25 protein-coding genes and 1 other annotated feature (1 of these 26 only partly in view) are annotated in these 26,544 nt (G+C 28.4%); of the genes, 2 read left to right on the top strand and 23 right to left on the bottom strand.

The genetic code is table 11. From position 1 onward, the window contains the following. Nucleotides 1–5: 5 nt before the first annotated feature. The 12 genes from rsmB to JW646_RS14295 all read right to left on the bottom strand — a co-directional run bounded on the left by rsmB (nt 6) and on the right by JW646_RS14295 (nt 11,264). Nucleotides 6–1,331, bottom strand: coding sequence for a 16S rRNA (cytosine(967)-C(5))-methyltransferase RsmB (rsmB, locus tag JW646_RS14350; protein ID WP_148556254.1), 1,326 nt, complete (start codon nt 1,329–1,331; stop codon nt 6–8). A 155-nt stretch (nt 1,332–1,486) separates the two neighbouring features. Continuing rightward, complete coding sequence (locus JW646_RS14345) at nt 1,487–2,182, bottom strand: zinc metallopeptidase (protein ID WP_074918986.1); 696 nt, start codon at nt 2,180–2,182, stop codon at nt 1,487–1,489. A gap of 20 nt (nt 2,183–2,202) precedes the next feature. Further along, complete coding sequence (locus JW646_RS14340; protein WP_074915277.1) at nt 2,203–2,937, bottom strand: DUF116 domain-containing protein; 735 nt, start codon at nt 2,935–2,937, stop codon at nt 2,203–2,205. A gap of 7 nt (nt 2,938–2,944) precedes the next feature. Further along, on the bottom strand, nt 2,945–3,874 hold the full coding sequence (gene fmt / locus JW646_RS14335) for a methionyl-tRNA formyltransferase (RefSeq protein WP_228415511.1): 930 nt from the start codon (nt 3,872–3,874) through the stop codon (nt 2,945–2,947). A 14-nt stretch (nt 3,875–3,888) separates the two neighbouring features. Further along, nucleotides 3,889–4,329 carry a peptide deformylase gene (gene def / locus JW646_RS14330; protein ID WP_074915272.1) on the bottom strand — a complete coding sequence of 147 codons (441 nt, stop codon included), beginning with the start codon at nt 4,327–4,329 and terminating at the stop codon, nt 3,889–3,891. 17 nt (nt 4,330–4,346) lie between these two features. Beyond that, nucleotides 4,347–6,887 (bottom strand): primosomal protein N', encoded by a 2,541-nt coding sequence (priA, locus tag JW646_RS14325; RefSeq protein WP_228415510.1) that lies wholly within the window; start codon nt 6,885–6,887, stop codon nt 4,347–4,349. Nucleotides 6,888–7,013: 126 nt separating this feature from the next. Next, on the bottom strand, nt 7,014–8,216 hold the full coding sequence (gene coaBC / locus JW646_RS14320; RefSeq protein ID WP_228415509.1) for a bifunctional phosphopantothenoylcysteine decarboxylase/phosphopantothenate--cysteine ligase CoaBC: 1,203 nt from the start codon (nt 8,214–8,216) through the stop codon (nt 7,014–7,016). A gap of 3 nt (nt 8,217–8,219) precedes the next feature. After that, nucleotides 8,220–8,480: a DNA-directed RNA polymerase subunit omega gene (gene rpoZ / locus JW646_RS14315; RefSeq protein WP_074915267.1), complete on the bottom strand. Its 261-nt coding sequence runs from the start codon at nt 8,478–8,480 to the stop codon at nt 8,220–8,222. Between the two features lies 1 nt (nt 8,481). After that, a complete protein-coding gene (gmk, locus tag JW646_RS14310; RefSeq protein ID WP_074915265.1) occupies nt 8,482–9,108 on the bottom strand; it encodes a guanylate kinase in 627 nt (208 codons plus the stop codon). Nucleotides 9,109–9,175: 67 nt separating this feature from the next. After that, nucleotides 9,176–10,057, bottom strand: coding sequence for a YicC/YloC family endoribonuclease (locus JW646_RS14305; protein WP_228415508.1), 882 nt, complete (start codon nt 10,055–10,057; stop codon nt 9,176–9,178). Nucleotides 10,058–10,060: 3 nt separating this feature from the next. Further along, nucleotides 10,061–10,894: a diaminopimelate epimerase gene (gene dapF, locus JW646_RS14300; protein WP_074915261.1), complete on the bottom strand. Its 834-nt coding sequence runs from the start codon at nt 10,892–10,894 to the stop codon at nt 10,061–10,063. 103 nt (nt 10,895–10,997) lie between these two features. Beyond that, the gene (locus JW646_RS14295) at nt 10,998–11,264 is read right to left on the bottom strand and encodes a TfoX/Sxy family protein (RefSeq protein WP_074915258.1); all 267 of its coding nucleotides are present in this window, start codon (nt 11,262–11,264) and stop codon (nt 10,998–11,000) included. Between the two features lie 140 nt (nt 11,265–11,404). Here JW646_RS14295 and JW646_RS14290 point away from each other — a divergent pair, with 140 nt between their 5' ends. Beyond that, entirely contained in the window at nt 11,405–13,168 is a 1,764-nt protein-coding gene (locus tag JW646_RS14290; RefSeq protein WP_228415507.1) for an Rqc2 family fibronectin-binding protein, read from the top strand. Between the two features lie 41 nt (nt 13,169–13,209). Here the strand turns inward: JW646_RS14290 and JW646_RS14285 are convergent, their stop codons facing one another. From JW646_RS14285 to JW646_RS14240, 10 genes are all read right to left on the bottom strand, one after another. Continuing rightward, nucleotides 13,210–15,132, bottom strand: a complete 1,923-nt coding sequence (locus JW646_RS14285; protein ID WP_074915253.1) for an AAA family ATPase — start codon at nt 15,130–15,132, stop codon at nt 13,210–13,212. Nucleotides 15,133–15,242: 110 nt separating this feature from the next. Next, nucleotides 15,243–16,481: a uracil-xanthine permease family protein gene (locus tag JW646_RS14280; protein ID WP_074915250.1), complete on the bottom strand. Its 1,239-nt coding sequence runs from the start codon at nt 16,479–16,481 to the stop codon at nt 15,243–15,245. 36 nt (nt 16,482–16,517) lie between these two features. Beyond that, entirely contained in the window at nt 16,518–17,048 is a 531-nt protein-coding gene (gene pyrR, locus JW646_RS14275; RefSeq protein WP_074915248.1) for a bifunctional pyr operon transcriptional regulator/uracil phosphoribosyltransferase PyrR, read from the bottom strand. A gap of 242 nt (nt 17,049–17,290) precedes the next feature. Then, a complete protein-coding gene (locus JW646_RS14270) occupies nt 17,291–18,202 on the bottom strand; it encodes an RluA family pseudouridine synthase (protein ID WP_148556246.1) in 912 nt (303 codons plus the stop codon). Continuing rightward, entirely contained in the window at nt 18,202–18,654 is a 453-nt protein-coding gene (lspA, locus tag JW646_RS14265) for a signal peptidase II (RefSeq protein WP_228415506.1), read from the bottom strand. Before lspA ends, JW646_RS14270 begins: the two co-directional genes overlap by 1 nt. A gap of 100 nt (nt 18,655–18,754) precedes the next feature. After that, nucleotides 18,755–19,531, bottom strand: coding sequence for a polysaccharide deacetylase family protein (locus tag JW646_RS14260; protein WP_074915242.1), 777 nt, complete (start codon nt 19,529–19,531; stop codon nt 18,755–18,757). Nucleotides 19,532–19,552: 21 nt separating this feature from the next. Then, nucleotides 19,553–20,044 carry a TraR/DksA C4-type zinc finger protein gene (locus JW646_RS14255; RefSeq protein WP_228415505.1) on the bottom strand — a complete coding sequence of 164 codons (492 nt, stop codon included), beginning with the start codon at nt 20,042–20,044 and terminating at the stop codon, nt 19,553–19,555. A gap of 16 nt (nt 20,045–20,060) precedes the next feature. Beyond that, complete coding sequence (locus tag JW646_RS14250) at nt 20,061–20,543, bottom strand: DUF5665 domain-containing protein (protein ID WP_083399241.1); 483 nt, start codon at nt 20,541–20,543, stop codon at nt 20,061–20,063. A 179-nt stretch (nt 20,544–20,722) separates the two neighbouring features. Then, nucleotides 20,723–21,427, bottom strand: coding sequence for a 5'-methylthioadenosine/adenosylhomocysteine nucleosidase (locus tag JW646_RS14245; RefSeq protein WP_074915238.1), 705 nt, complete (start codon nt 21,425–21,427; stop codon nt 20,723–20,725). A gap of 133 nt (nt 21,428–21,560) precedes the next feature. Beyond that, a complete protein-coding gene (locus tag JW646_RS14240; RefSeq protein ID WP_206924082.1) occupies nt 21,561–22,406 on the bottom strand; it encodes a DegV family protein in 846 nt (281 codons plus the stop codon). A gap of 185 nt (nt 22,407–22,591) precedes the next feature. On the opposite strand from JW646_RS14240, the gene JW646_RS14235 reads away from it, so the two are divergent. Further along, nucleotides 22,592–23,188 carry a TetR/AcrR family transcriptional regulator gene (locus tag JW646_RS14235; protein ID WP_074915233.1) on the top strand — a complete coding sequence of 199 codons (597 nt, stop codon included), beginning with the start codon at nt 22,592–22,594 and terminating at the stop codon, nt 23,186–23,188. Nucleotides 23,189–23,227: 39 nt separating this feature from the next. Here the strand turns inward: JW646_RS14235 and ileS are convergent, their stop codons facing one another. Further along, a complete protein-coding gene (ileS, locus tag JW646_RS14230; protein WP_074915231.1) occupies nt 23,228–26,341 on the bottom strand; it encodes an isoleucine--tRNA ligase in 3,114 nt (1,037 codons plus the stop codon). 150 nt (nt 26,342–26,491) lie between these two features. Further along, nucleotides 26,492–26,544: a binding site (T-box leader), on the bottom strand (it continues 173 nt past the right edge of the window).

The raw sequence follows: 26,544 nt of genomic DNA, 5'->3' as shown, positions 1-26,544 counted from the left end.
CATCACTACCTTACTCTAATTAATTTTGATATAAAGAAGCCATCCATTTCGTGAACATTAGGATAAATTTTCATATAACCTTTTTCTTGATTATCTAAATCCACCTTAACTTCATCTATAGGAGCTAATTCAAAGTTTTTATTTTTTTGTAAAAATTCGTTTATTACATCAATATTTTCATTATCTTGTATAGTGCAGGTACTGTATATTAAAGTTCCACCTTTTTTCACATACTTAGATGCATTTTCAAGTATTTTCTTTTGAATTGGTGGCAAGTCTCTAAACTCTTCTTTTTCTTTATACTTTATCTCTGGTTTTCTTCTAATTATTCCCAATCCAGAACACGGAACATCTGCTAATACATAATCAAATTTTCCTACACTGTCTTTATCTAAAGATAATCCATCAAACTCTTGTACGTCTACATTAGTAAGATTAAGCCTTTTACTAGATGCTTTTATTAGTTTCAATTTGTGTTCATAAATATCTCTAGATACTACTTGTCCTGTATTTTTCATTAACGTAGCTATATGCGTAGTTTTTCCTCCAGGAGCACTACATACATCTAAAACTAAAGACTTTTCTTTTGGGTTCATAACTTTTCCCACAAGCATAGAGCTTATATCTTGTATAGTAAATAACCCTTCTTTGTAAAGAACGTTATTTTCTATATCCTTTAAATTTTCCACTTTTATAGCTTCATCTACTACATGCACTTTAGATGCTTTAACGTTTTGTTGTTCTAATTTTTCTATTAATTCATCTCTAGTGATTTTCAAAGTATTTGTTCTCAAATATATGCTTGGTCTTTGGCCATTGGCTTCTAACAACTCTTTTGTAAAATCTTTACCAAAATGTATCATCCAGTTTCTTATCATCCACTTATCATAAGAGTATTTAACAGCTAGATAATCTATATCATCTTTAATTTTTATTTCTCCTATAGTTTCTTTTTGTCTTATAACATTTCTAAGTATTCCATTAATAAATCCTGAGACTTTAGAGTTTTTCTTCTTAGCTAAATTTACTGTTTCATTTACTGCAGCATAATCAGATATACTATTTAAAAACATTATTTGATATATTCCCATTCTAAGTAATGTTTTTACGTATATCTCCATTTTATTTGTTTTAACTTTTGATAATTTATCAATCATGTAATCTATGTAATATTTATTTTCTATTACACCGTATATTATTTCCGTTGCCAACCCTCTATCTTGATTTGATAATTTAACATCTTTAAAGTGTTTATTTATTGCCATATTTGAGTAGTTCTTATTTTTTTCTATATCTAAAAGAACTTTGTATGCTATTTCTCTTGCGTTCATAATATTCTCCTTATTTATCAAAATTTAATTAAGTTTTGATTTATTTTATTTTTTTAAATTTACTTTCCTTATCTGGACAACAATTGCCTTTCTTACCACTTCAGGGGTTACATTGCTTAAAGCAAAACAGGTCCTAGTAAACTAGGACCTAAATATTAATCATCACGATTATTTGCAATCATTAGCAATCTTAACAATTGAAGTATTGCAGTAACTGCTGCTGCCACATAAGTTAGGGCTGCTGCTTGAAGTACTTTTCTACTTTGTGTTACCTCTCTATCGTCTACAATTCCTAAAGATGTAAGTTGAGTTAAGGCCCTACTTGAAGCATTGAACTCTACAGGTAGTGTTACTATTTGAAATAATACTGAAGCAGAGAATAATAATATTCCTATTTGTAAAAATATACCTCTTGTGAAAAATCCTAGCATTATAAATATCCAAGACATACTTGAAGCAAAATTTACAACAGGTACTAAACTACTTCTTATGTTTAAAGGCGCATATCCATGGGCATGTTGTATAGCATGACCACATTCATGAGCAGCTACAGCTACAGATGTGATAGAAGTACCACTATAAACATCTTGAGATAGTCTTAAGACTTTAGATCTTGGGTCATAATGATCACTTAGCCTTCCTCTAACCATTTCTATTCTAACGTTATATAATCCGTTACTATCTAATATTTTTCTAGCTGTATCTTCACCAGTATATCCTCTATTTCCTCTTACATTAAAAAATCTATTTGTTGTAGAGTTTACCTTATATTGAGCATATAGAGTTAACAATATGGCTGGTATTAATAAAAACATTGTTGGATCATATCCATATCCATAATATCCATACATTGGCATTTAAAACACTCTCCTTATTTATTTGTAAAGAAGTTAATTGCTTCCTCTATTTCTTTAATGTTAATATTTGTATCTATACAAGGTCCATTAGGTCTAGAGTTAAAAACCCCAAGAACTGGAATACCCTTAACATCTCTTACCCCTGATGTTAAATCTCTTTCGCAAGCAACTGCTATTACTGCTTTAGGCCTATTATCAGTAATAATTTTCCTCGCCAAGGTTCCTCCTGTAGCTATAAATACTTTTGTATTGTACTTTTCTTTTATTTCTAAAAGTTCTTTTATTTTGCACATGCCACATTTTTTACAATTTTCAATATCATTTGTAACTTTTAATTTACAATTATGATTTTGAATACAATGTGGTATTAAAATTATTAAACTCTCACTATTAAAAGCATATTTATTGCTATAAATATAAGCATTATTTATCTTAATAAATATTTTTCTTATTTCATCTTTTGATATACCAACAAATTTTCCCATATTGCTTATAACGGGAAATATACATCTTATAATTGTATAATTTATTCTCATTAAATATTTATTAACTTCCTTATCATTTAAAATAAAATAAGTTATCATAGTAGAAAATAATATTAATAATATTATTCCACTGACTATGAGATTTATCACTAAAGAAAGTATATTTATATATTTAGATAAAAATAAGTGAATAATTAAGGCACCTAAAATAAGATTTATTAAAAAAACATTAACTACCTTAACATATTTTTTTGTATCAGTCATAATAAACCTAACCTAGAATAGTATTTTCTTCTATCTTATTTCCTTTTATATATTCGCAAACGGCCACTCTCTTTTTATTTGGCATTTGTATTTCTTCTATTAATAAAACATTTTTTTTAGTTGATACTCTTATACCTTCTTTATCAACCCTTAAAATTGTTCCACATGGTTTGTCGCTACTTTCATTTAACACTTTAGTTTTCCAAATTTTCATTATCTTATCTTCATAAGTCGTATAAGCACTTGGCCAAGGATTAACACCTCTAACTAAATCATGAATTTCTTTTGCAGTCTTTGTAAAATCTATATTACCTAAAGATTTATTCATCATGGGTGCATATGAAGAATCTTCATCATTTTGTTTTATCCTTGGTGCACATCCTTTTTCTATTTTTTCAATAGTTTCAATTAGTAGATTTCCGCCTTGCTCCATCATCATATCATGAAGCTCACCTGCTGTTATTTCATCACTTAATGCAAATTCACTTTGAAGTATTATATCTCCTGTGTCTAGTCCTTCATCCATATACATTGTAGTCACACCAGTTTTTTCTTCTCCGTTTATGATTACCCAGTTAATTGGCGCGGCTCCTCTGTATTTTGGTAGTAATGATACGTGAACATTAACACAGCCTAATTTAGGTATATCAAGTAACGACTTAGGAAGAATTTGACCATAGGCTACAACTATTATTAAATCTGGTTCTATTTCTTTTAATGTGTTTATAAACTCTTCATCTCTAGCTTTTGCTGGTTGGTATACAGGTATATTGTGTTCTAATGCCAATTCTTTCACTGGTGGCATACCCATTTTTTTACCTCTTCCAATAGGCTTATCACCTTGAGTCACTACTCCTACTACATTAAGTTTTTCATTTATTAATTTTTCTAGACATCCTTTGGCAATGTCTGGCGTTCCCATAAATACTATTTTCATTTATATCACTCCTACTATTTTTCTACTTTATCTACAAATAATACTCCATCTAAGTGATCTATTTCATGGCAGAAAGCTCTAGCTAATAGCTCTTCTCCTTCTATTTCAAAAGTATTTCCATGTCTATCTTGTGCTCTTACTTTTACTACGTATGGTCTTTTAACTTCTCCATTTTCTCCTGGAACACTCAAACAACCTTCTGCATCTATTTGTTCTCCGCTAATTTCTATTATTTGTGGATTTATAAGTTCTAATAATCCATCTCCTACATCAATAACTACTACTCTTTTTAATATACTAACTTGCGGTGCTGCAAGACCAACACCATCTGCTTCGTACATAGTATCTGCCATATCTTCTAATAAATCTATTAGTTTTTGATCAAATTTTTCTACAACCTTCGATTTTTTTCTAAGTACTGGCTCTCCAATTTTAGCTATTTGTCTAATTGCCATAATTCTTCCTCCTATAATTAAAGAATATTGTTTGGATTAACATCTATTGAAATGTTCACATCTTTATCAAATACAATTTCTTTTTTCGTTATACATATATATTTTATTATACCTTTTAATAAATTAATTTCAATATTATCATCTTTAAATAATAATTGATATCTATAATTTTGATTAATTTTTGTAATGGCACAAGGACTTGGACCTAATATAAAATCAAAATCTTCTACTCCTCTTTCTTTTAATAAATAGGTTAAAGAGTTGTACATATTTTTTATATTATTCACAACTAATTTTTCACTTTTACCACTAACAACCACACTTATCATATTATTAAATGGTGCGTAGTTGAAGATTTTTCTTACTTTTATTTCATCTTCGTAAAAACCTTCAAAGTCATAATTTAAAGCTCTTCTAATTACATAGTGGTCAGTATCATATGTTTGAAGTACTACTTTCCCCTCTTTATCACTTCTACCAGCTCTTCCTGATACTTGAGTTATTAATTGAAATGTTGTTTCAAAACTTTTAAAATCTGGAAGGTTCAACATCATATCTGCGGATAAAATACCAACTAAGGTTACATCTTCAAAATCCAAACCTTTACTAAGCATTTGGGTTCCAATTAATATGTTAGCTTCTTTGTTTTTAAACTTATTTAAAATATTATCTAGTTCACCTTTTTTAGATGTGGTATCTTTGTCCATACGAAGTACTTTAGCATTTTCAAAAAGTCTTTTTATTTCTTCTTCAACTTTTTCTGTCCCTATTCCAAAAGGCTTAACATAATCACTTCCACACTCTGGACAAGTCTTAGGTATTATTTCTTCATATCCACAGTAATGACATCTCCCAATATTTTGGTGTTTGTGATAAGTTAATGATATATCACAGTTCTTGCAAGAAAACACATATCCGCATTTCCTGCAAGAAACAAAATTACCATATCCTCTTCTATTTAAAAATAATATAACTTGATTATTATTATCTAGAGCTTGTTTAATCTCATTTTGCAAGTCATAAGAAAACATACTCTTATTGCCTAAAGTTAATTCATTTTTCATATCAACCAGCTCTATTTTAGGAAGAGGCTTTTTATTTGCTCTTTCTTTAATATCAATTAAATTATATTCATTATTTTTTGCTCTATAATATTCTTCTACTGATGGTGTTGCAGAACCAAGAACTAATGTAATATTTCTTTTTAAAGCCATATATTTTCCAACTTCAATAGCTGAAAACTTTGGATTTTTTTCTGATTTGTAAGCACTTTCATGAAACTCATCAATTATTATTACACCTAAACTATTGAACGGTGCAAATAAAGCCGATCTAGCACCAATTAATATTCTTATTTTGCCGTTTTTTATAGCTTTAAAAACATCATGCTTTTCTCCTTCAGACAATCTACTATGAAAAACTCCTACTATATCACCAAATCTATTTTTTAATCTAGATATGGTTTGAGGAGTAAGAGAAATTTCTGGAACTAAAAAAATACTGTCTAAGCCTTGTTTTAAAGCATAATCTATTATTTCCATATAAACTTCTGTTTTACCACTGCCCGTTACTCCATGAATCATATACGGCTTTTTATTTTCATCAAACATCTGAGAGGTAATTTTATCAACAGCAGTCTTTTGTTCTACATTGAGTATGACTTCTTTTTTATTTTCATCATAACAACTTTGAGGACTTCTATAATAATCTTTTATATTAAAGACTATTAAGTTTTTATTTTGCAAAGAAGTAATACTTGGTTTTGATGCTTTTAATAATTTAATTAAATCATTAATTTCTATTTCTTCATTGTGTTTTAAAAATTCTATAATATCTCTTTGTTTATCTCCCAATCGAATTTTATTATCTGACACATATTCATCAATAAGGTTAGAGTCCATACTCAAAGAAATATAGCAAATTTTTTTTTCATTTTTTTGACTTTTATAATTCCACTCTATATCAATTAAATTATCTTCCTTCATTTTTAGTAAAAGATTATTTAGAGTAGATGAAAGTTTTAAATCTTTATGGTTAGTATTTTCTTCTATTGCTTTTTCTTTTATTAGTTTATCTAATTTTATCTTATTTTTATTTTCTATTATTTTATTTATAACAAATTGTTTATTTTTACTTAAGCTATCTATTTTCATGTATAAACTATTAGCATCTAAATCTTTAATTTCTTTGGATAAACTTATTTCTTTAAAGCTCTCTACCTTATACCCTTTAGGATGAAGTAAAGATATACAGTCCATATAAGTACATAAATATCTGTTTTTTATCCACTGAATTAAATTTATATCTTCTTCTTTAAAAATAGGATGTTCATCAAGAATATCAAATAATTCTTTAAATTCCATGTTATCTTCCACTTTGTTTGAAATCAAAAATACATAGGCTTCTATAGGTTTATTACCCCTTCCAAAAGGAACTAAAACCCTATGCCCTATTTGAATATCTTCCAATAAAAACATTGGTATTTTATATGTAAACAAGTTATCTGTATAAATGCTATTATTTTTTACTATCACTTTTGCGTATTTTTCACTATCCATAGATTGCTCCTTAAAATTCGCTTTGCTCATATCATAAGCGACAAGTCCGTTGCTTAAAATTCGCTTTACTCATATCATATGCCACAAATCTATTACTTAAAAATATAAGCACCTATAAATAGATGCTTACTTTTCTAATAATGATTTTACTTTATCTAATATAACATTTGCAACTTCATCCTTTTTCATTTGAGGATATTTATTTATGTTGCCTTCTCTGTCAATTATTTTTACTATATTTGTATCAGTCCCAAAGCCTGCACCCTTTTCTGTTAGGTCATTAGCAACAATAAAGTCTAAGTTTTTCTTATTAACTTTACCTTTGGCGTTTTCAATAAGGTCATTAGTTTCAGCAGCAAATCCCACTAAAATTTTATTATTTTTAATTTTTCCTAGTTCATAGGCAATATCCTTGTTTCTATCTAATTCTATAACTAAATCATCATTACTTTTTTTTATTTTTTTATTACTATAAGTCTTAGGTTTATAATCTGCAACAGCTGCGCTTTTTATTATAACTTGATTTTCATCGAAATTGTCTATAATTGCATTATACATATCTTCAGCAGATTGAATTTTTACTAGTTTTTTTATGTTAGATGGTGGGTCTATATTTGTTGGCCCACTAACTAAAGTTACATCTGCTCCTCTATTAGCAGCTATTTTTGCAATAGCATATCCCATTTTTCCTGTAGATCTATTAGTTATATACCTTACTGGGTCAATGCTTTCTACTGTAGGTCCAGCAGTTATTAATATTTTTTTACCCTGTAGATCTTTATCTTCATTGTTAAGTAGTTCTATCACTTTATTAACAATAACTTCCGGAGAAGCAAGTTTTCCTTCTCCTTCATCACCACAAGCAAGTCTACCACTTTCTGGATTAACAAAATTATAACCTAATTCTTTTAATGTATTAATATTTCTTTGAAGAATGGGATTTTTGTACATATTAGTATTCATAGCAGGTGCTATAAGCACTTTCCCTGTAGTTGCCATAACTGTAGTTGTTAACATATCATCACATATACCATTTGCTACTTTTCCAATTACATTTGCAGTAGCTGGTGCAATTAAAAATACATCAGCTTTTTTTGCTAAAGATATATGTTCAACATCCCAAGTTTTTGGTTCTTCAAACATATCACTTACTACATAATTTTGACTTAATGATTGAAAAGTTAGAGGTGTAACAAATTCAGTTGCACCCTTAGTCATAATTACATGAACATTTGCATTTAGTTTTTTCAATCTACTTACAATATCGCATGCTTTGTATGCTGCTATTCCACCACTAACACCAATTACTACAGTTTTATTCTTTAACATAACTTACTCCTCGATTAATTTACTTTGTTCTTCTGCATGTAATGCTTCTTGTATTTCTATTTCTTCTTCAGTTAATAATCTATAAGTTATTTTTCCTTCTGATATTTCTTCAGTAGCAAGCATTACTGGTTTACCTTTGTTTATTTTACTCTCAAGGTATGGCTCACTTCCATCAACTATTTCTCTTGCCCTTTTTGCTACTGTTCCTACTAAATAATATCTGTTGTCTATTTTTGCTAATACTTCATTTATAGATGGTTTCATTTTATAATTCCTCCTTAAATTTTCTTATTATTTCATCTTCATATCTTGCAGCTTTATTTTTTTCAGCGCTTATAATATTTTCAATTTCTATTGCAGCTTCAACTTCTCTATTAGTTTCGTTGAAAATAAAATAGTTATAATCTTTAATTTGTTTGATTTCTTCTAAAGCACAACTTAATCTTTCTTGCATTTGCTCTTCAGTTTCTGTTCCTCTAGAAGACAATCTGCTTTGTAATTCGCTAAGAGTTGGTGGTAAGACAAATATTAAAATTGCATCTGGATAAATTTGCTTTACTTGTCTTGCTCCTTGCATTTCTATTTCAAGAACAACATCTTGTCCTTTTTCTAAACACTCCATAACTGGTCCTTTTGGAGTTCCATAAAAGTTACTATAAGTCTTTGCATATTCTAAAAACTCATTTTTACTTATCATATCGTTGAACTTTTCATGGGTTAGGAAAAAGTAGTTTGCACCTTCAACCTCTCCAGTTCTGGGTTGTCTAGTTGTGGCTGATACAGAAAGTTTTAAATCTTGATTTCTGTTCATTAATACTTTGCAAATTGTGCCTTTGCCTGCACCAGATGGCCCCGATACAACTAATAAAAGACCTTTCTTGTTTATAACCATTAATATTTCATCCTTTCAACTTATCTATTAGTATTATACATTTTTATAGCATTTATCACATTTAATACTACTCAATGTTTTGTATCTGTTCTCTAATTTTTTCTAATTCACTTTTAACTTCTACTACTAAATTAGTTATTTTTATATTAGATGATTTTGAACCTGTTGTATTAACCTCTCTATTCATTTCTTGAATTAAGAAATCAATTTTTCTACCTATAGAGTCATTTTTCACTACAGTATTTTTAAGTTGTTCAATATGACTTCTAAATCTAACAATTTCTTCTGTTATAGAGCTTTTATCTGCGAATATTGCAACTTCTTGAGCTAATCTATTTTCATCTATTATACTTGGATTTTCTAATATTTCACCAATTCTAGTATTTAACTTTTCTTTGTATTCATCTACAATAGTATTTGAGTATTTCTCTATCTCATCTACTAAACTACTTAATACTTCACATCTTTTCAAAGTATCTTCTGCAAGCTTTTTACCTTCTTCTTGTCTCATTTGACCAAGTTTTTCTAATGTAATATCAAGTGCTTCTTTTAACATGCTCCAGTATAAATCTTCATCTTCTTCTTTTTCCTCACATTTTACAATATCAGGAAACTTAGCCACACTCATGACACTTATATCATCTTGTAAATCGTATTTTTCTTTTATTTCTTTTAAAATATTTACGTATTGAGCAGCCAATTTATCATCGAATTTTAAGTTTACATCCTCAGAACCGATTAAGTCAAGCTTTATATATAAATCTACTCTTCCTCTTTTTACAAAATTTTTTACGTAGTTTCTTATTTTATCTTCTAAAAAAGATATCTTTCTAGGTAGGCGTACATTTATATCACAATATTTATGATTTATAGTTTTACACTCTACTAAAAAATGATAATTATCATTTTTGAATTCTCCCCTACCAAAACCTGTCATGCTTATAGCCATATTTTATACCTCCAAAATTCCTTCACATATTTTTTCTGCTCTTCCACTCATATAAGCTTTTTCATCAACTAAATCTATTTTTATACTGCCACCTTCAGAAGTAACATTCACACTTTTACATACTTTGTTTAAATAATTACTTATAATAACTGATGCTGTCATTCCTGTACCACAACCTAATGTATATCCACAACCTCTTTCCCATGTTCTAACAAATATGTTTGATTCATCTATAACTTTCACAAAATTCACATTAGTATTTTTCAGAAAAATTTCATGTTTTTCTATTAATGGTCCATATTTATGTATATCTTCCATGTTTATCTCGTCTACAAAAACAACTGTATGAGGAACTCCCATCAACATAGAACTAATAGTAAATTCTTTATCTAAGATTTGAATATTCTCATTTATAAAAACTTCTTTATTTGTGTTAACAGGTATATCACCAGATTTAAAGCTTCCGCTACCCATATTAACTGTGATTGTATCTATCTTATTGTCATTAGTATTAATCTTTATCCTTTTTATGCCATCTAATGTATAAACATTAAATTCTTCTTTTTTAATTATATTATTGTCATAAACAAATTTAACAAAACATCTAAGTCCATTTCCGCACATAGATGCACGACTTCCATCAGAATTATAGTATACCATTTCTATATCCGCCACATTGCTATTTTTTGCAACTAGTAAACCATCAGCACCAACTGAAAATTTTCTATGGCAAACCTTCTTTGCTAATTTACCGTAGTTATCACTTGCTACACTGTCATTTCTGCCATCAATTGCTATGAAGTCATTACCTATACCTTGTAATTTCCAAAACTTCATTCATATCTCCCCTTTTATACAAACAGTTCTAACTTCATATTATACAATATTTTTTTAAAAAAATAAATATGAATACGTCGCTTACCTTATTATATAATAATTATTATAAATTATTTTCTTCATAATTTTGCTTAAATTCTTTTAAGTCCTTCTTAATACTTTCATCTAAGTCATGCCATCTAATATTTCTTATAGCACCTTCTAAGGCGCATAGTCGATTTAAACAAGCGCTTTCGTCTATATTTTTAATCTTTATCCAAGCTTTTTTACTTCCTATTTCCCTTAGATTTTCAATGCTGTTTATTCCAACTTCATTTAACTGTTTTTCTAATACTTTTCCTATATTAGGTAGTTTACTTAACTCTCCCATTTTTTCACCTCCAACATTTCTTCTTAGTTATAATTTTATTGTATTTTCACATTTATGCAAAACTTTATGTTCCCACTATTCACATCTTGGTTATAATATGTAATAATAAGTTTATTACTTATGTTTGAAAGGAGAGTATTATGGCATTAGATGGTTTAGTTATTCATAGCTTGGCATACGAGCTTAGCTCAAAGCTTGTAGGCGGTAAAATTGATAAAGTTCATCAACCAGAAAATGATGAATTAATCTTATATATAAGAAACAATAAAGAAAACTTTAAATTAATATTAAGTTCTAGTGCATCAAACCCTAGAGTTTATATAGCCAATAATTATAAAAAAGAAAATCCAATAAAGGCACCAATGTTTTGCATGTTATTTAGAAAATACATACAAGGTGGTATAGTTACAGCAATCTCTCAAGTTGATTTTGAAAGAATAATAAAAATCAGTGTTGAATCTTTCGATGAATTAAAGGAAAAAACAACAAAAGATATTTATATTGAAATAATGGGAAGACATAGTAATATAATTTTAACTCAAAACAACAAAATAATAGATTCTATAAAAAGAATTCCACCTAGTATAAGTAGAGTTCGTCAGTTGCTTCCTAATATGACTTATGAACTTCCACCAGCACAAGATAAGATTAACCCTGTAAAAGGAGCATCTATAAAAAGTTTTATCAATACTTTGAGAGAGTTCGACGGTCCCATATATAAAGGTATCTACACTAAATTTTTAGGTATAAGTCCTTCTGTATCTAAAGAAATTTGTTACAGATCTAATTTAAACCCTAATGACAAAGCAGAAGATAAAACTCGTGATGAATTATCTATTTTATATAAAGTTTTTTCTGATTTATTTACTAAAATAAAAAACGACAACTATGATCCTTGCATTGCTATAGATGAAGATATAGATAAAGTAATTGATTTTAGTTGTATTGATCTTACCTTCTTAACAGGAAACAAGTTCATAAAAAATGATTCTATATCCCAAATTATTGAGGATTACTATAAAACTAAAGATTTTAAGGATAGAGTTCATCAAAAAACTTCGGACTTGAGAAAAAGTATTTCTATTAAATTAGATAGACTTTATCATAAACAAAAGAAGATAGAAAAAGAATTAAGAGATGCAGATAATGCTGATGAATTTAAAGTAAAAGGTGAATTACTTACTTCATATATATACATGATAGAAAAAGGTATGGAAAGTATAGAAGTAGCAAACTTCTATGATGAAAACTATTCAAATATCACAATACCTTTAAATAAAAATTTAACTCCTTCTGAAAATGCTCAAAAATATTTTAAAAAATACAGCAAGTTAAAAACAGCCAAAATAGAATTAACTTCTCAAATTACTATTTGTAATGAGGAAATTGAGTATTTGGAAAATATAATCCTTGGAATTGAAAACTGCGAAAATCTGGATGAATTAGCAGATATTAAAGATGAATTAATCAAATTAGGATATGCTAAAGCTCCTTATAGATACAAGGTGAAAAAAGATATAGACCTTACCACAAAGCCTAATCAGTTTACATCTTCTGATGGATTTACAATTTTAGTTGGAAAAAATAATAAACAAAATGATTATTTAACATTAAGAATTGCTGATCCAGAAGATATTTGGATGCATACTAAAAATATACCTGGCTCTCATGTTATTGTTAAATGTGCAGGAAAAAAAGTATCTGATGAAACATTATATGAAGCTGCCATGCTTGCAGCTTTTTATAGCAAAGGTAGAATGTCTTCTCAAGTTCCTGTAGATTACACTATGAAAAAACATGTAAAAAAACCTAGTGGGTCAAAACCTGGTATGGTTATTTATGAAACTAATAGCACAATTTATGTTACTCCAACAGAAGAAATAGTAGTAAAATTAAAGAAATAACAATAAAAAGGGCTTATTATGTAAGCCCTTTTATTGATAAATCATATAATTCCCATCATTTCAAATAATTTTCTAAAATTACTAACTGTTTTATTACTCAAATTTACTGATTTACATTTTACTTTGTCATAAAATTCTTTGGCTGCCATAGTTTTATTGTCAATATAATTTATACTAAATTTATTTTTATCTTCCTCACTAATAAGAGTTTCTACGAACTGGGCACATTTATAAATATCTTTATCCTTGTTATCGTAAGTATCATTACAATTTACAAAAAATATATCTTCGTTTATTTTCAAATTTAAGTTTGCTATTAATTTATCACACTCTACAAATCCAGCCTTATCATAGTCTAATATTACCTTAAAATCACATCCCCAACCAATTAATATTGATACAATTACATTTACATTTCCTGCTCCAACCGCGGGGATAATATATGGCATTTTTTCCTCTGGTACATTAAAATAATATAACATTGCCGTATAATACATGTAATCCGTTATACCTTCTGTTACAATATTCAATTTTTCTCCTTGTGGCCCAATGTTAAATCTTAAATCTGCACCTATAGCTTGAACTAGTGGACTTAATGTTTCCCTTTTTGATACGCTATTCAATTTATTATCATAGGCAGTATTGTAAATATTGGTATTCCCTTTTTCATCCTTTTCTATTGCCCTTATATTTATAATATTATTGGAATCTATCATATAAGGTGAATGAGTGGAATAAACTACTTGATTATTATTTTTGCACAAATCATAAAATAACCTTAGTAGTTCTCTTTGAGCATTTACGTGAAGATATACTCCCGGTTCATCTAGTAAGTAAATTACATTTGTATCTTTTATATTATTTGCTAAAATATCTATAAATAAATTTAAATACCATTTAAGTCCATTACTTCTTTCACTAATATTAGTTGTAACTTCATTTGTTTTCACAAGTATTTTTATAAAATCATGTTTGAAAGATATTTTAATTTGAACATATTCTTCACAATAAAATTCATTAAATCTTTTTTGTATATTGTACTTAACTTTTTCTTTTATTTTATTCCTAAATAGTTCTAATTGGTTATGGTCATCATTCTCCATGGCAAGTAAAAATTCCTGTGTATTTATTTCACTTGCCAATAAAAATTTATATAAAGCTCCCCTTCTATCTTTTATTTGTTTTTTTACCTCTTCCAATTGATATTCACTTTGCAATTCCTCTTCATTTTTTCTATGATAAAGTATGGGTAAAAGTGAATATTTTTTTCTTATTTTACTTTTAACAATTTCTAAATGTCTTATGAGAGTATATCTTTTTTCATCATAAATCATGTTGGACTTATCATCCATTTGTATATTGTCAGAAAAATCATCTTCTTCACTAACACAAATATAATCTCCCTCATAAGAGTTTAGAATATAGAGCAACTTATTAAGTGTCTTCTTATACTTAACCCAAATAGTATTATCAATATTTTCCAAGATGCCAACATATTTAGCCACTTCACTAAAAAATTCACTGTCCATACTATCATAATAATTTTCATGCAAATACAACATCAGTTCACTTTTTAAATAATTAATTGATTTAATTAACTCTATGTCCTCATTAAATAATCTGGAATATCCTCCTTTGAACTCAATTTCCCTATACTTCGAAAAATAAAAATAAGTAATATCACTTTTAATATCCTTATATTCTTTTAATAGTTCTATTTCATTTTGGGTAAATTTAAGTTCTACAACTAAAGATAACTCTTCATCTAAAGATCCATTATTAAACTTATAAAAATCATCTAATATATAGTGACTAAAAGAAATTGCTCCTAGGATTTCAAGCACATTACTTTTACCACTATCATTTTTACCTATCAATGCTGTAACATCATCTTCTAACAACAATGTATTTTTTTGTGTTCCTATTGACTTGTAATTATTTATTATCACGCTTGATATCCTCATACAATTCACGCTCCAATTTAATATTCTATAAATTATATTAATATAAGTATAAAAAAAATCACAAATTATATATATATATAATTTGTGATTTAACATTAAAATTTATTATTTTATGCTGTAAGCTCTTCTATTGTATTTCTATCTTCTTTTTTAAAGTCATTATAATTAATTAATCTGTTAACAATTATACCTACTAAGGCAGCTAAGCTAAGCCCTGTTAGCTTTGCATTACTAGCTATATTTATACCTATTTCTACTCCTGTAAAGTGTTTTACATAACATGTAGTAAGGCCAATAACTAATATTATTAACATTACCGAAAGGTTTCCATTTTCTTTATAGCATTTGCTATCTCTTATAGTTTTTATTCCTATAAAAGTAATCATTGAGAATAAGTAAATACTAATTCCACCCATAACTGCTGTTGGTATAGATTGTAAGAATGCACCAAATTTACCTACACAAGATATTACTATGGCAAACACTGCAGTAAGTCTTAATAATTTAGGATCATAATTTTTAGTTATGGCAAGTAATGCTGTATTTTCACCATAAGTTGTGTTGGCTGGTCCACCCATAAATCCTGCAAATAAAGTTGCTATACCATCTCCTAGTAAAGTTTTATGAAGGCCTGGGTCTTCTAAAAAGTTCTTCCCAACAACTGCACCGTTAGTAGTTATATCGCCCACATGTTCCATAAATACTGCTAAAACTACTGGTGCTATAATTATTACTGCTTCAAGTGAAAACTTTGGTGCACTGAAATTTGGGATAGAAAATAAACTTGCTTGACCTACTGCACTAAAGTCTGTTATTCCAACAAATTTACTTGCTACTATACCAACAAATATTGCTATTATCACACTAAATTGTCTAATGTTTCCTTTAGCAAATTTATTAATTCCTACTGCCATCCCTAAAGTTATAAACGCAACTAGTAAATTATTACTAGCCATATCTATAGCTGTTGGTATTAAATTTAAACCTATTACTATTATCATAGCCCCTGTAACTTGAGGCGGGAAAAATTTTTTAACTTTTTCCGGTCCAACAACTCTTACTATTATGGACAAAATTACATATATAAGACCTGCCACAATTATACCACCTTGAGCATAAGATAAGTCTCCATTAAAAGTCTCTGCCACTTGATTTATTACTGATATAAAAGCAAAGCTTGAGCCTAAAAACACTGGCACTTTAAAATCTGTACATTTATGGAATAATAGTGTTCCAACTCCTGCACAAAATATTGCAACTGATGGATCAAATCCAGTAAGCAGTGGAACTAATACTGTAGCTCCAAACATTGCTAACAAATGTTGTATTGATAAAATGGCTTTTTTCATTTATTTTCCCCCTAAGATTTTAACTATATAGTTGATTTATTCTTCTATGGTAACTGAATCCTCTGCATCGCACTCATTTAATTTAACAGATATTATTTCTGTTTTTGATGTTGGCACATTTTTACCCACATAATCTGCTCTAATAGGTAGCTCTCTATGGCCTCTATCTACTAATACTGCTAATTGTATGGCTTTAGGTCTTCCTACATCCATAAGTGCATTTAAAGCTGATCTTACGGTTCTTCCCGTATATAGTACATCATCAACTAATACTACTGTTTTATCTGTAATATCAAAATCTATTTTTGTTGAGTTAACAACTGGGTCAATTTGTTTCTTGCTTAAATCATCTCTATAAAGGGTTATATCCATTTCACCTATTTCTACTCTTTGGCCTTCTATATTTTCAATTTTATCTGCTATTCTACTTGCAACGGGTACACCTCTAGTCTTAATTCCTATTAACACTACATTTTCTATTCCTTTGTTTCTTTCAATAATTTCGTGACTTATTCTTGTTATTGCTCTTCCTATTGCTTTTTCATCCATTATTTTTGCCTTTTGCATAAGAATCCTCCTAAAATTTTTGTATTTAAATAATTTTATTAAATACCATGTAAATTCCAAAGAAATATTATTGTACATAAAAAAACTTCTTATCTTAAGACAAGAAGTTAGTATTTTTCCACATAAAAAAATTCTATTGTTACATGCCTTATGATCTCTCTGTATCATTTTAAAGGTATTTAATTACTATCCCTATTATATATAATTAACAATTCTTTTTCAAGTATATTTTGTACATTTAATTACTTTATTCTATTAATTATTTTTTGGAAGTATTCTGGTAACTGTGAATCAAACTCCACGTATTCATTTTTACTAGGATGAATAAATCCTAATTTCTTAGCATGAAGAGTTTGCCCGTCAACTTTTAATTTGTTATTTTTAGGACCATATAAAGGATCTCCTAAAAGGGGATGATTTAAAGATGCTGCATGAACTCTAATTTGATGAGTTCTTCCTGTTTCCAATGTAGCTTTTACTAGAGTATAATTTTCAAATCTTTCAATTACTTCAAAATGAGTCACCGCTCTTCTACCATCTTTAACTATAGCCATTTTTAATCTATCTTTTGGGTTTCTTCCAATAGGTTTATCTACTGTTATTTTATCTTCTTTAAATACACCATGACAAATAAATTCATACTCTCTAGTTATTGAGTGATCTTTCAATTGATCTGCTAAGGAGCTATGTGCCTTATTATTTTTTGCGATCATCAAAAGGCCAGAAGTATCTTTGTCGATTCTATGCACTATACCTGGCCTAATCACTCCATTTATGGATGATAAATTATCTTTACAGTGATATAAAATTGCATTTACTAAAGTATTATCGTAGTTACCTGGAGCAGGATGAACAACCATATTTTGTGTCTTATTTACTATTAATAAATCATCATCTTCATAGACTATATCTAGAGGAATATTTTGTGGAGTAACTTCCAATAATTTTGGAGCTGGAATTTCAATTACTATTTTATCTTCTTCTTTAACTAAGTATTTTGCTTTTTCTATCTTGTGATTAACTTTGACTTTTTTATCTTTAATAATTTTTTGTATATAACTTCTAGACATATCTCCTAGTTGTCCTGATAAATATACGTCTAATCTTTCTCCTTCTTCTTCTTCAAGAACTAAGAATTCTCTTATTTCGTCCATTATTTCACCTGCTTCTTATCTTCTTCACTTGTAATTATATATATACATAGTAGTATTGTACCTACTACTACAAAACAATCTGCTAAATTAAATACATAGTTCCATATTATATGAAAATCTAAATAATCAATTACATATCCTAATCTAACTCTGTCAATTAAATTTCCTATAGCACCTGATATTACTAGCAATATCCCAATTTTACCAAGATTATTCACATTTTTAGTATGTAAATAGTAAAGACCATAGCAAGAGGCAATTGCTGCAACTACTACAAAAATAGTTTGATTGTTTTGAAGCATACCAAAGGCTGCTCCCCTATTTTCTACGTAAGTCAAATTAAAAATATTATTTATAACAGGGATGCTTTCTACTCCTTTTAAATAATTTAGTGCCCAATACTTTATTATTTGATCTAACCCAATTAATATAGCTACAATAAATTCATACATTTTCTAATCCTCCTAAACAAGTCTCATCTTATTATTATACAAAAAAAGTATCTTTAAAGAAACAAATTTCTATAAGATACTTTTTTGTCTTGGATATTATTTAATTAGGAGCCTTTTCATTATTTGTATTCTTTTCTAAATGCTCTATTAACTCTGAAATTGTTACAAATTTATATCCCTTTTCTAATAAGTTTGGAATTATTATATCTAAAGCTTCTATAGTTTGAGACTTAGGAGCTCTTATTTTATTATAATCATGCAACAATATTATACACCCATTTTGTATTCCACTTTCTATAGATTTAACAATGGAACATACTCCTGGACTTTCCCAATCCCTAGCATCTACATATGACCAAAGTACTATATTCATATCTTTTTCTTTTATTATGTCACACATATCTTTGCTTATGGCTCTATATGGTGGTCTAAAAGTTTTTGGATATATTCCTGTTACAGACTTAACTGCACTTTGGGTGTCTCCAATTTCTTTTTTTATTTTGTTATATCCATTTTTTGATACATTTATATGTGTATATGTATGATTTCCTATTTCATGACCTTCTTCATATTGTCTTTTTATTATTTTTTTATTGTATTGAACTTTCTCTCCTATAACATAGAATGTTGCTTTAACATTGTATTTTTTTAAAATGTCTAATATTTGTGGTGTGAAGTCTTCATCAGGTCCATCGTCAAATGTTAATGCAATAAGTTTCTCATCTGTATTGCCACATTTAATTATTAAATCTTCATAATCATTTTTTGATGTTTTTTCAAGCATACCTACTTCTATATCTTTATTAGATATGTTCTTAATACTTATACCTATTAAAACTATTGCACCCAATATTAATGCATAAATAGTCTTTCTCACGTAAAGCACTCCTTACTTATTTTATTCAGTTTCTCCATCCAAATCATTTTTATTTAAGTCAGTTAAATCTTTAATATACTCACTATAATACATATTGTCATATGAATTAAGTGGGTTTTTATCAAAATGTTCATTTTCATCCGGTGGCGTAATAATTTCTTTTGCACAAGAAGAACAAAGTGTAGTTTCTGGTATTATATCTAATCTTTCTTGTTCTATTTTTCGGTGACAATTTGTACAAATACCATAGCTACCATCAGAAAGCTTGTTTAAAGCTTCATTTATTTCATCTAAAACATATTTTTCATGATTTATTAGACTATTATCCATATCATTCATATATACATCTGTACCTATATCTCCTATATGATTATCTACGCTAGATAATTCTCCACTACTATATTTTTCACTAGTATGCTTAGTTGTATTACCAAATAGAGTATTATCTTCCATTTCCTTTATGGTCTTTTTTACTTGAGTTTTTTCATTTTCTAATTTTTTTCTGTAGTCCATAATATCACCTCATTTTTTATCTATATTCTTGTACTATGTTTAATAATTTTGCTATGTACCTACCAATAATAGGCAGATCTACCCAACTAAATAGCATTCCAAGCACTATAGCCGTAAGAACTGTAAATCCAATTGCTTGGCCAAACCCCTTTCCCACACCAGCAATAAAATTAATAATAAATAATCGCCTTTTACTATCTGTCAAATACATATAGTCTCTAATTCTACTTCTTTCGATTATTAGTATTAGTTTTTCTAAATATCTTTTTATAATACCTAATTCTTTTTGTGAATTATCACTTAAATACATTCCGTTAATAAGTCTATCGATATCTTCAATACTTACATATTCTTCAGTATTCTTTTTACATTTTTCTGTGTATGAGGCTTCTACTGCCTCATCTATATCTAAATAGTTTTTATCTTCAACATTGAAATTTTCTTTTTTATTTTTAAATTTTTTAAGATTTTCTGCAGATATACGAGTTTTAAACTTCATTATTCCACATCCTTTTATATTTTCATAACATCAAATTTAGTATATGAAGAAAACTTTTAAAAATACAAAATAAAGACTAAGTAATTTTCATTTTCTTAGTCTTTCCCTTTTTATTATTAATTATTTAATTTTATCTATCAGCACATAAAAAAAGGAAGCCAAATTAGCTTCCTTATCTACTATAATGCTTTTAGCATTTTTAGTACTATATCTTTTGAATTTTCAGCAGCTTCTATAACAAATTCATCATATGTTACATTAGCACTTCCATCAGCTTTATCTGACATAGCCCTTATTATTACAAATGGAATATTATTCAAATAGCAAGCATGAGCAATTGCCGCACCTTCCATTTCTCCACAATAAGCATTAAAATCATTTTCTAACTCTTCTTTTAATTCTTTAGAAGATATAAATATATCTCCTGTTGCTACTCTACCTTTAACAATTTTAAACTCTTTACCTTTTACTTGAGCAAGAGAAGATTCATATGCAGCATTTACAAGTCTTTCATCTGCTATAAATATAGAATTATCCATTTGTGGTATTTGACCTTTTTTATAACCAAAAGCTCTAGCATCCACGTCATATTGTATTGCTTCTGTTGATATTACTATATCATTTACATCTAGTGATGAATGTATAGCTCCTGCCACACCTGTATTAACTATGGCATTTACATCAAATTCGCTTATTAATATTTGAGCACATAATGCAGAGTTTACTTTTCCTATTCCACATTGAACCAATACTATTTCTTTATCTTCTAATTTTCCTTCATAGAATGTTAAACTTGCTTTTTTAACAGTTTTTTCTATGTTCATTAAGCTTCTTAGAGTAGTTACCTCTAATTCCATAGCTCCGATTATTCCTACTTTTTTCATATTTCCTCCTAATTTACGTGCATTTTTAATAATAACATGGTTATTATTAAAAAACCGTTCTAATAAATTAGAACGGATATTTTCAATATATTTAATGATATGTTTTATATATAAATTTGTCAAGAAGCCAAATCTATATAACTGCCACCAATACTGCACCTTCTGATGTATAAACACCCATAGATGGACCTATTTCCATAACATAAACTTCTTTGAAGTCATGATAATTTTCCAATACTTCTTTTACTTTCATAGCTCTTTCTGGGCAATTTGCATGTCCTATAGCTAATTTAGTTCCACTTGTTTTATTAACATTATTTTTTATATAATCTATAACTTTATTTATTGAGTTTTTATCTCCTCTAGCTTTATCCATAGGCTTAACTAAACCATCAGTAATATGGACAATCGCTTTCAAGTTTAAAGCACCTATTATTTTTCCTGCTAAAGCATTTATTCTTCCACCCTTTATTGCATTTTCTAAAGTGTGTAAAGCTCCATAAAATACTAACTCATGTTTTAATTTTTCAATAGTCTTTACTATTTCATCCATACTTTTATCTTCATCTATCATATTTGCAATTTTTGATACTAATAATGCTTGACCGATTGAGCCTGTAGTAGAATCTATTATTTCTATTCTCTTTTTGCTTTCGTTTTCTTCTTCATACATATTTTTTGCAAGTACTGCACTATTATAGATTCCTGATAATTTGCTTGTTAAACATAATACTATAATATTGTCTTCCTCACAATCAAATGCATCTAAGAATTGATTAGGAGATGGACATGATGTTTTTGGTAATTCACTATAATCTTTCATCATTTCATAAAACTCAGGTATAGTTATATCTGTTCTTGTTGAGTAACTTTTATCTCCAAAAGATACCATTACATCTACTATTTCAACTTTACTACTCTCTATAATTTCCTTAGAAAGATCACAACTACCATCTGTTATTAATTTAATATTTTTCATTCAAAAATACCTCTCCTTAAATATTGTACATCAAATCGGTCAACTGACCGAACAGTAAGTATATTTTATCTTTTATAAAGATTTTTGTCAATATTTATAGAATGAAAATGTTTTTTGTAGTTTGACAATATTTTTTTGTGACATTATAATAGGTGTAGATAAGTAAAGTTAGGAAGGTTTATAATATGAAATTAGATAGAGGAACCAAACAAAATCACAACATGAAGGAAAAGATTTTATTAACTTCTATTGATTTAATGACTAAAAATGGCATAAATAATACTTCTTTAGCAGATATTGCAAGAGAAGTTAACATAAGCAAAGGCACATTATACTATCATTATTCATCAAAAGACGATATTATATTCGACATAGCAGATAATCATTTAAGTATAATATCAGAAGCATTATTGGATTGTTTAAAAGAAATAAATTTTCATTTTACTACAGAAGAATTTGTGTTAGTAGTTCTTAAAAATATTTCAAACATTGAAAGTACGGGTAGAATTCATATGTATTTAATTTGCGAAGCAATAATGGGTAATAATGCATTAAGAGAGCGAATTGGTCTTAAATATGTTGAATGGAGAACTACTTTAGAAAATCAAATGACGCAAATTATAAGCAACAAATCACATGCAAAAGGCGCTTCATTCTTATTAATGTCTATAGTAGATGGACTAGTAATACAAGCTCTTTTGAAAAGTGAAAAAATACCTTACGTAGAAATAGCTAAATTCTTAATAGATTATTCAAATAAAAATAGAACTACCTCTTTATAGTTATTAACTAAGAGGTAGTTCTTTTATTATATTAAGTTATTATTTTCTAATAACCTTTATTCCTGTATCATGTCCATTTAAGTCAAACACTTCTAAAGTATTATCTTCTACTCTTTCTATATCTATTGCTAAAGTTTCGTTTTTGATATATTCATCAAAATTACTTATAGCCTTAGATATTTCATCATCTCCACAGAATTTTATGTCAATATTATCTAGTACTTCAAAGTCATTAGATTTTCTTAATTGTTGAACTTTTGATATGAACTCTCTTGCATATCCTTCTTCTATTAATTCTGGAGTTAAGTTTGTATCTAGAATTACGAATATGTTATTTTCCATACATACATCGAATCCTTCTTTAGAAGATATATTTATTAGCACTTCATCTTTACCAAATTCAAATGTTTCTCCAGCTAAATCAACTGCTACTTTTTCCCCAGATTCTAACTTAGGTACTACTTCATTAGCATTTAGTTTTCCTAAAACTCCAGCAAACATTCCCATTTTTTTACCTAAAACAGGTCCTAAAGCTTTGAAGTTTGGTTTTAAGCTGTAGTTCATATATTCACTTAAATCAGCTGCAAACACAACTTCTTTAACGTTAAGTTCTTCTTTTATCAAGTCTACAACATCACTTATTTGAGCTTCATATTTTCCATCAACTAAAACTTTTTGGATTGGTTGACGAACTTTTATTTTACTTTCTTCTCTAGATGCCCTACCTAAAGCAACTAACGCTTTAGTTATTTCCATTTTTTCTTCTAATTCTAAATCTATTAATTCTTCATTAGCTCTTGGGTATGACGCTAAGTGAACTGATTCTTCATTAGTTAAATCTCTGTATATTTCTTCAGAAAGATGCGGCGCAAATGGAGCTATCATTCTACAAAGTTCAGTTAATAATTCATAAGTAGTATTGTATACTGCTTTTTTATCTTCTGTTAACTCAGTAGCCCAGAATCTTCTTCTAGAACGTCTTATATACCAGTTTGATAAATCGTCATTTATGAAAGCTTGTATACTTCTTATCGTTTTGTTAACTTCGAATATTTCTAAATTTTCTTCAGTTTCTTTCTTTAAATGATTGAATCTTGATAATATCCATCTATCAAGTTCTGGTCTATCTTTGTAGTCAACAAAGAAATCCTTAGGATTTACATTGTCTGTATTTGCATATAAAGCAAAGAAATTATATACGTTTTTAACAGTTCCTATGAACTTACTTTGCACTTCCCTAAGACCTGATTCGTCAAATCTTATTGGTGTCCATGGTGGAGATACGTATAATAAATACCATCTAAGAGCATCTGCTCCGTATTTATCGAATAACTCAAACGGATCTACTGTATTTCCTCTAGATTTACTCATTTTCTTACCATCTTTATCAAGAACAAGGTCATTAACAAGTACATTCTTGTAAGGAGCCTTTCCTGTTACAAACGTAGATATAGCAAGTAAAGAATAGAACCATCCTCTAGTTTGATCTATCCCTTCACATATATAATCTGCAGGGAATAATTGATCAAAGTTTTCTTTATTTTCAAATGGGTAGTGATGTTGAGCAAATGGCATTGCACCACTATCAAACCAACAATCTATAACTTCTGTTACTCTTGTCATTGGTTTACCACAACATTCACATTTTAAATGTATATCATCAACATAAGGTCTATGAAGTTCTACAGTTTTTGGGTCTATATTTTCTATTGCTTTAGCAGCTAATTCTTCTCTAGATCCTACTGACTGTTTATTACCGCATTCACATCTCCATACATTAAGTGGAGTACCCCAGTATCTTGTTCTTGATACTGCCCAGTCATTTAAGTTTTCTAACCAGTTACCAAATCTTCCTTCACCAACGAATTTTGGATACCAGTTAACACCATTATTATTTTCTATTAATTTATCTTTTAGTTTTGTCATTTCTATATACCAGCTTGGTTTTGCGTAGTATACAAGTGGAGTTTGACATCTCCAACAGTGTGGGTAATTATGCTCTACTTTTATTTTTGAGAATAATTTATTTTCTTTTGCTAACCATTTTATTATTTCAACGTCTAAACCGTCTTCCATAACAAATTTGCCTTCCCATGGAGTAGCTGTGAATTTACCACTTTCATCAACAGGTTGAAGTACTGGTAAGTTGTATTTTCTTCCTAAGTTATAGTCATCTTCTCCAAATGCTGGAGCAGTATGAACTATACCTGTACCATCTTCAGTTGTTACATAATCACCTAAAGTTATGAAAAATGCTTTTTCATCAGTAGTTACAAATGGCATTAATTGTTCATATTCAACGCCCTCTAAGTCAGCACCTTTCATTTCTTCTAATATTTCATAAGTTCCTTCTCCTAAAACTTTATTAGCTAAAGGTTTTGAAACATAGTATATTTCATCATCTTTTTTAACTTTTAAATAATCTACTTGTCCATTTACTGTTAATGCAACATTTGAAGGTAGAGTCCAAGGAGTAGTTGTCCAAGCTAAGAAATATTCATTTTCAGCATCTTTCCTTTTGAACTTAGCTACAACTGTATTAGTTTTAACTTCTTTATATCCTTGAGCAACCTCATGTGAAGCGAGACCTGTTCCACATCTTGGACAGTATGGAAGTATTTTATGTCCTTCATACATATATCCTTCTTTATTGAATTTATCTAATATCCACCAAACTGATTCTATATAGTTATTATCTAATGTTATGTATGGATTATCTAAATCAACTTCATAAGCCATTCTTTCAGTCATGTTTCTCCATTTACTTTCGTAAGTAAATACTGACTCTCTACATTTTTTATTGAACTCAGCTATTCCATATTCTTCTATCTGTTGTTTATTAGTTAAACCTAATTCTTTTTCAACTTGAAGTTCTACTGGTAAACCATGAGTATCCCATCCAGCTTTTCTTTTAACTTGATATCCACTCATTGTTTTATATCTACAAACCCAGTCCTTTAAAGTTCTAGCAACAACATGGTGTATCCCTGGGTTACCATTTGCTGTTGGAGGACCTTCATAGAATACAAAGCTAGGATCATTTTGTCCTTTTTCTAATGTTTTTTCTAGTATATCTATTTGTTTCCAATATTCTGACACTTGACTCTCAGCATCTTTTACTGAAGAATCCACTAGCGGCTTAAATTTTGCCATGTTAAGTTCACCCTTTCTTAATCATTTATTTAGTATAAAATATAATTATTCCCATTTTTATTGACTTAAATGCCAATTCGAATATTTATAACTTCGGTTAGTTTAATTAAAAATATGGTATTTTGAATATAAAAAAACCCGTCCCCTAATAAAAGGGACGAGTTGAAATCGCGTTACCACCCTAGTTCTACATACACTTAAAA

The organism is Terrisporobacter hibernicus, assembly GCF_020809405.1.
Taxonomy (GTDB): Bacteria; Bacillota; Clostridia; order Peptostreptococcales; family Peptostreptococcaceae; genus Terrisporobacter; species Terrisporobacter petrolearius.
Note: the sequence above shows the minus strand (reverse complement) of the source record. Positions and strands in the feature narration are given on the sequence as shown.

Bases quoted from the DNA above. Each gene is read 5' to 3' on its own strand.
- lspA (WP_228415506.1), bottom strand. From the start codon at position 18,654: ATGTATGAATTTATTGTAGCTATATTAATTGGGTTAGATCAAATAATA.
- JW646_RS14340 (WP_074915277.1), bottom strand. From the start codon at position 2,937: ATGACTGATACAAAAAAATATGTTAAGGTAGTTAATGTTTTTTTAATA.
- JW646_RS14255 (WP_228415505.1), bottom strand. From the start codon at position 20,044: ATGGACTACAGAAAAAAATTAGAAAATGAAAAAACTCAAGTAAAAAAG.
- JW646_RS14270 (WP_148556246.1), bottom strand. From the start codon at position 18,202: ATGGACGAAATAAGAGAATTCTTAGTTCTTGAAGAAGAAGAAGGAGAA.
- rpoZ (WP_074915267.1), bottom strand. From the start codon at position 8,480: ATGAAACCATCTATAAATGAAGTATTAGCAAAAATAGACAACAGATAT.
- JW646_RS14235 (WP_074915233.1), top strand. From the start codon at position 22,592: ATGAAATTAGATAGAGGAACCAAACAAAATCACAACATGAAGGAAAAG.
- rsmB (WP_148556254.1), bottom strand. From the start codon at position 1,331: ATGAACGCAAGAGAAATAGCATACAAAGTTCTTTTAGATATAGAAAAA.
- pyrR (WP_074915248.1), bottom strand. From the start codon at position 17,048: ATGCAAAAGGCAAAAATAATGGATGAAAAAGCAATAGGAAGAGCAATA.
- coaBC (WP_228415509.1), bottom strand. From the start codon at position 8,216: ATGTTAAAGAATAAAACTGTAGTAATTGGTGTTAGTGGTGGAATAGCA.
- JW646_RS14250 (WP_083399241.1), bottom strand. From the start codon at position 20,543: ATGAAGTTTAAAACTCGTATATCTGCAGAAAATCTTAAAAAATTTAAA.
- dapF (WP_074915261.1), bottom strand. From the start codon at position 10,894: ATGAAGTTTTGGAAATTACAAGGTATAGGTAATGACTTCATAGCAATT.
- JW646_RS14345 (WP_074918986.1), bottom strand. From the start codon at position 2,182: ATGTATGGATATTATGGATATGGATATGATCCAACAATGTTTTTATTA.
- JW646_RS14305 (WP_228415508.1), bottom strand. From the start codon at position 10,057: ATGGCTATAAGCATGACAGGTTTTGGTAGGGGAGAATTCAAAAATGAT.
- JW646_RS14290 (WP_228415507.1), top strand. From the start codon at position 11,405: ATGGCATTAGATGGTTTAGTTATTCATAGCTTGGCATACGAGCTTAGC.
- JW646_RS14240 (WP_206924082.1), bottom strand. From the start codon at position 22,406: ATGAAAAATATTAAATTAATAACAGATGGTAGTTGTGATCTTTCTAAG.
- gmk (WP_074915265.1), bottom strand. From the start codon at position 9,108: ATGGTTATAAACAAGAAAGGTCTTTTATTAGTTGTATCGGGGCCATCT.
- priA (WP_228415510.1), bottom strand. From the start codon at position 6,887: ATGGATAGTGAAAAATACGCAAAAGTGATAGTAAAAAATAATAGCATT.
- fmt (WP_228415511.1), bottom strand. From the start codon at position 3,874: ATGAAAATAGTATTTATGGGAACGCCAGACATTGCCAAAGGATGTCTA.
- JW646_RS14245 (WP_074915238.1), bottom strand. From the start codon at position 21,427: ATGAAAAAAGTAGGAATAATCGGAGCTATGGAATTAGAGGTAACTACT.
- ileS (WP_074915231.1), bottom strand. From the start codon at position 26,341: ATGGCAAAATTTAAGCCGCTAGTGGATTCTTCAGTAAAAGATGCTGAG.
- JW646_RS14295 (WP_074915258.1), bottom strand. From the start codon at position 11,264: ATGGGAGAGTTAAGTAAACTACCTAATATAGGAAAAGTATTAGAAAAA.
- JW646_RS14285 (WP_074915253.1), bottom strand. From the start codon at position 15,132: ATGAGGATATCAAGCGTGATAATAAATAATTACAAGTCAATAGGAACA.
- JW646_RS14280 (WP_074915250.1), bottom strand. From the start codon at position 16,481: ATGAAAAAAGCCATTTTATCAATACAACATTTGTTAGCAATGTTTGGA.
- def (WP_074915272.1), bottom strand. From the start codon at position 4,329: ATGGCAATTAGACAAATAGCTAAAATTGGAGAGCCAGTACTTAGAAAA.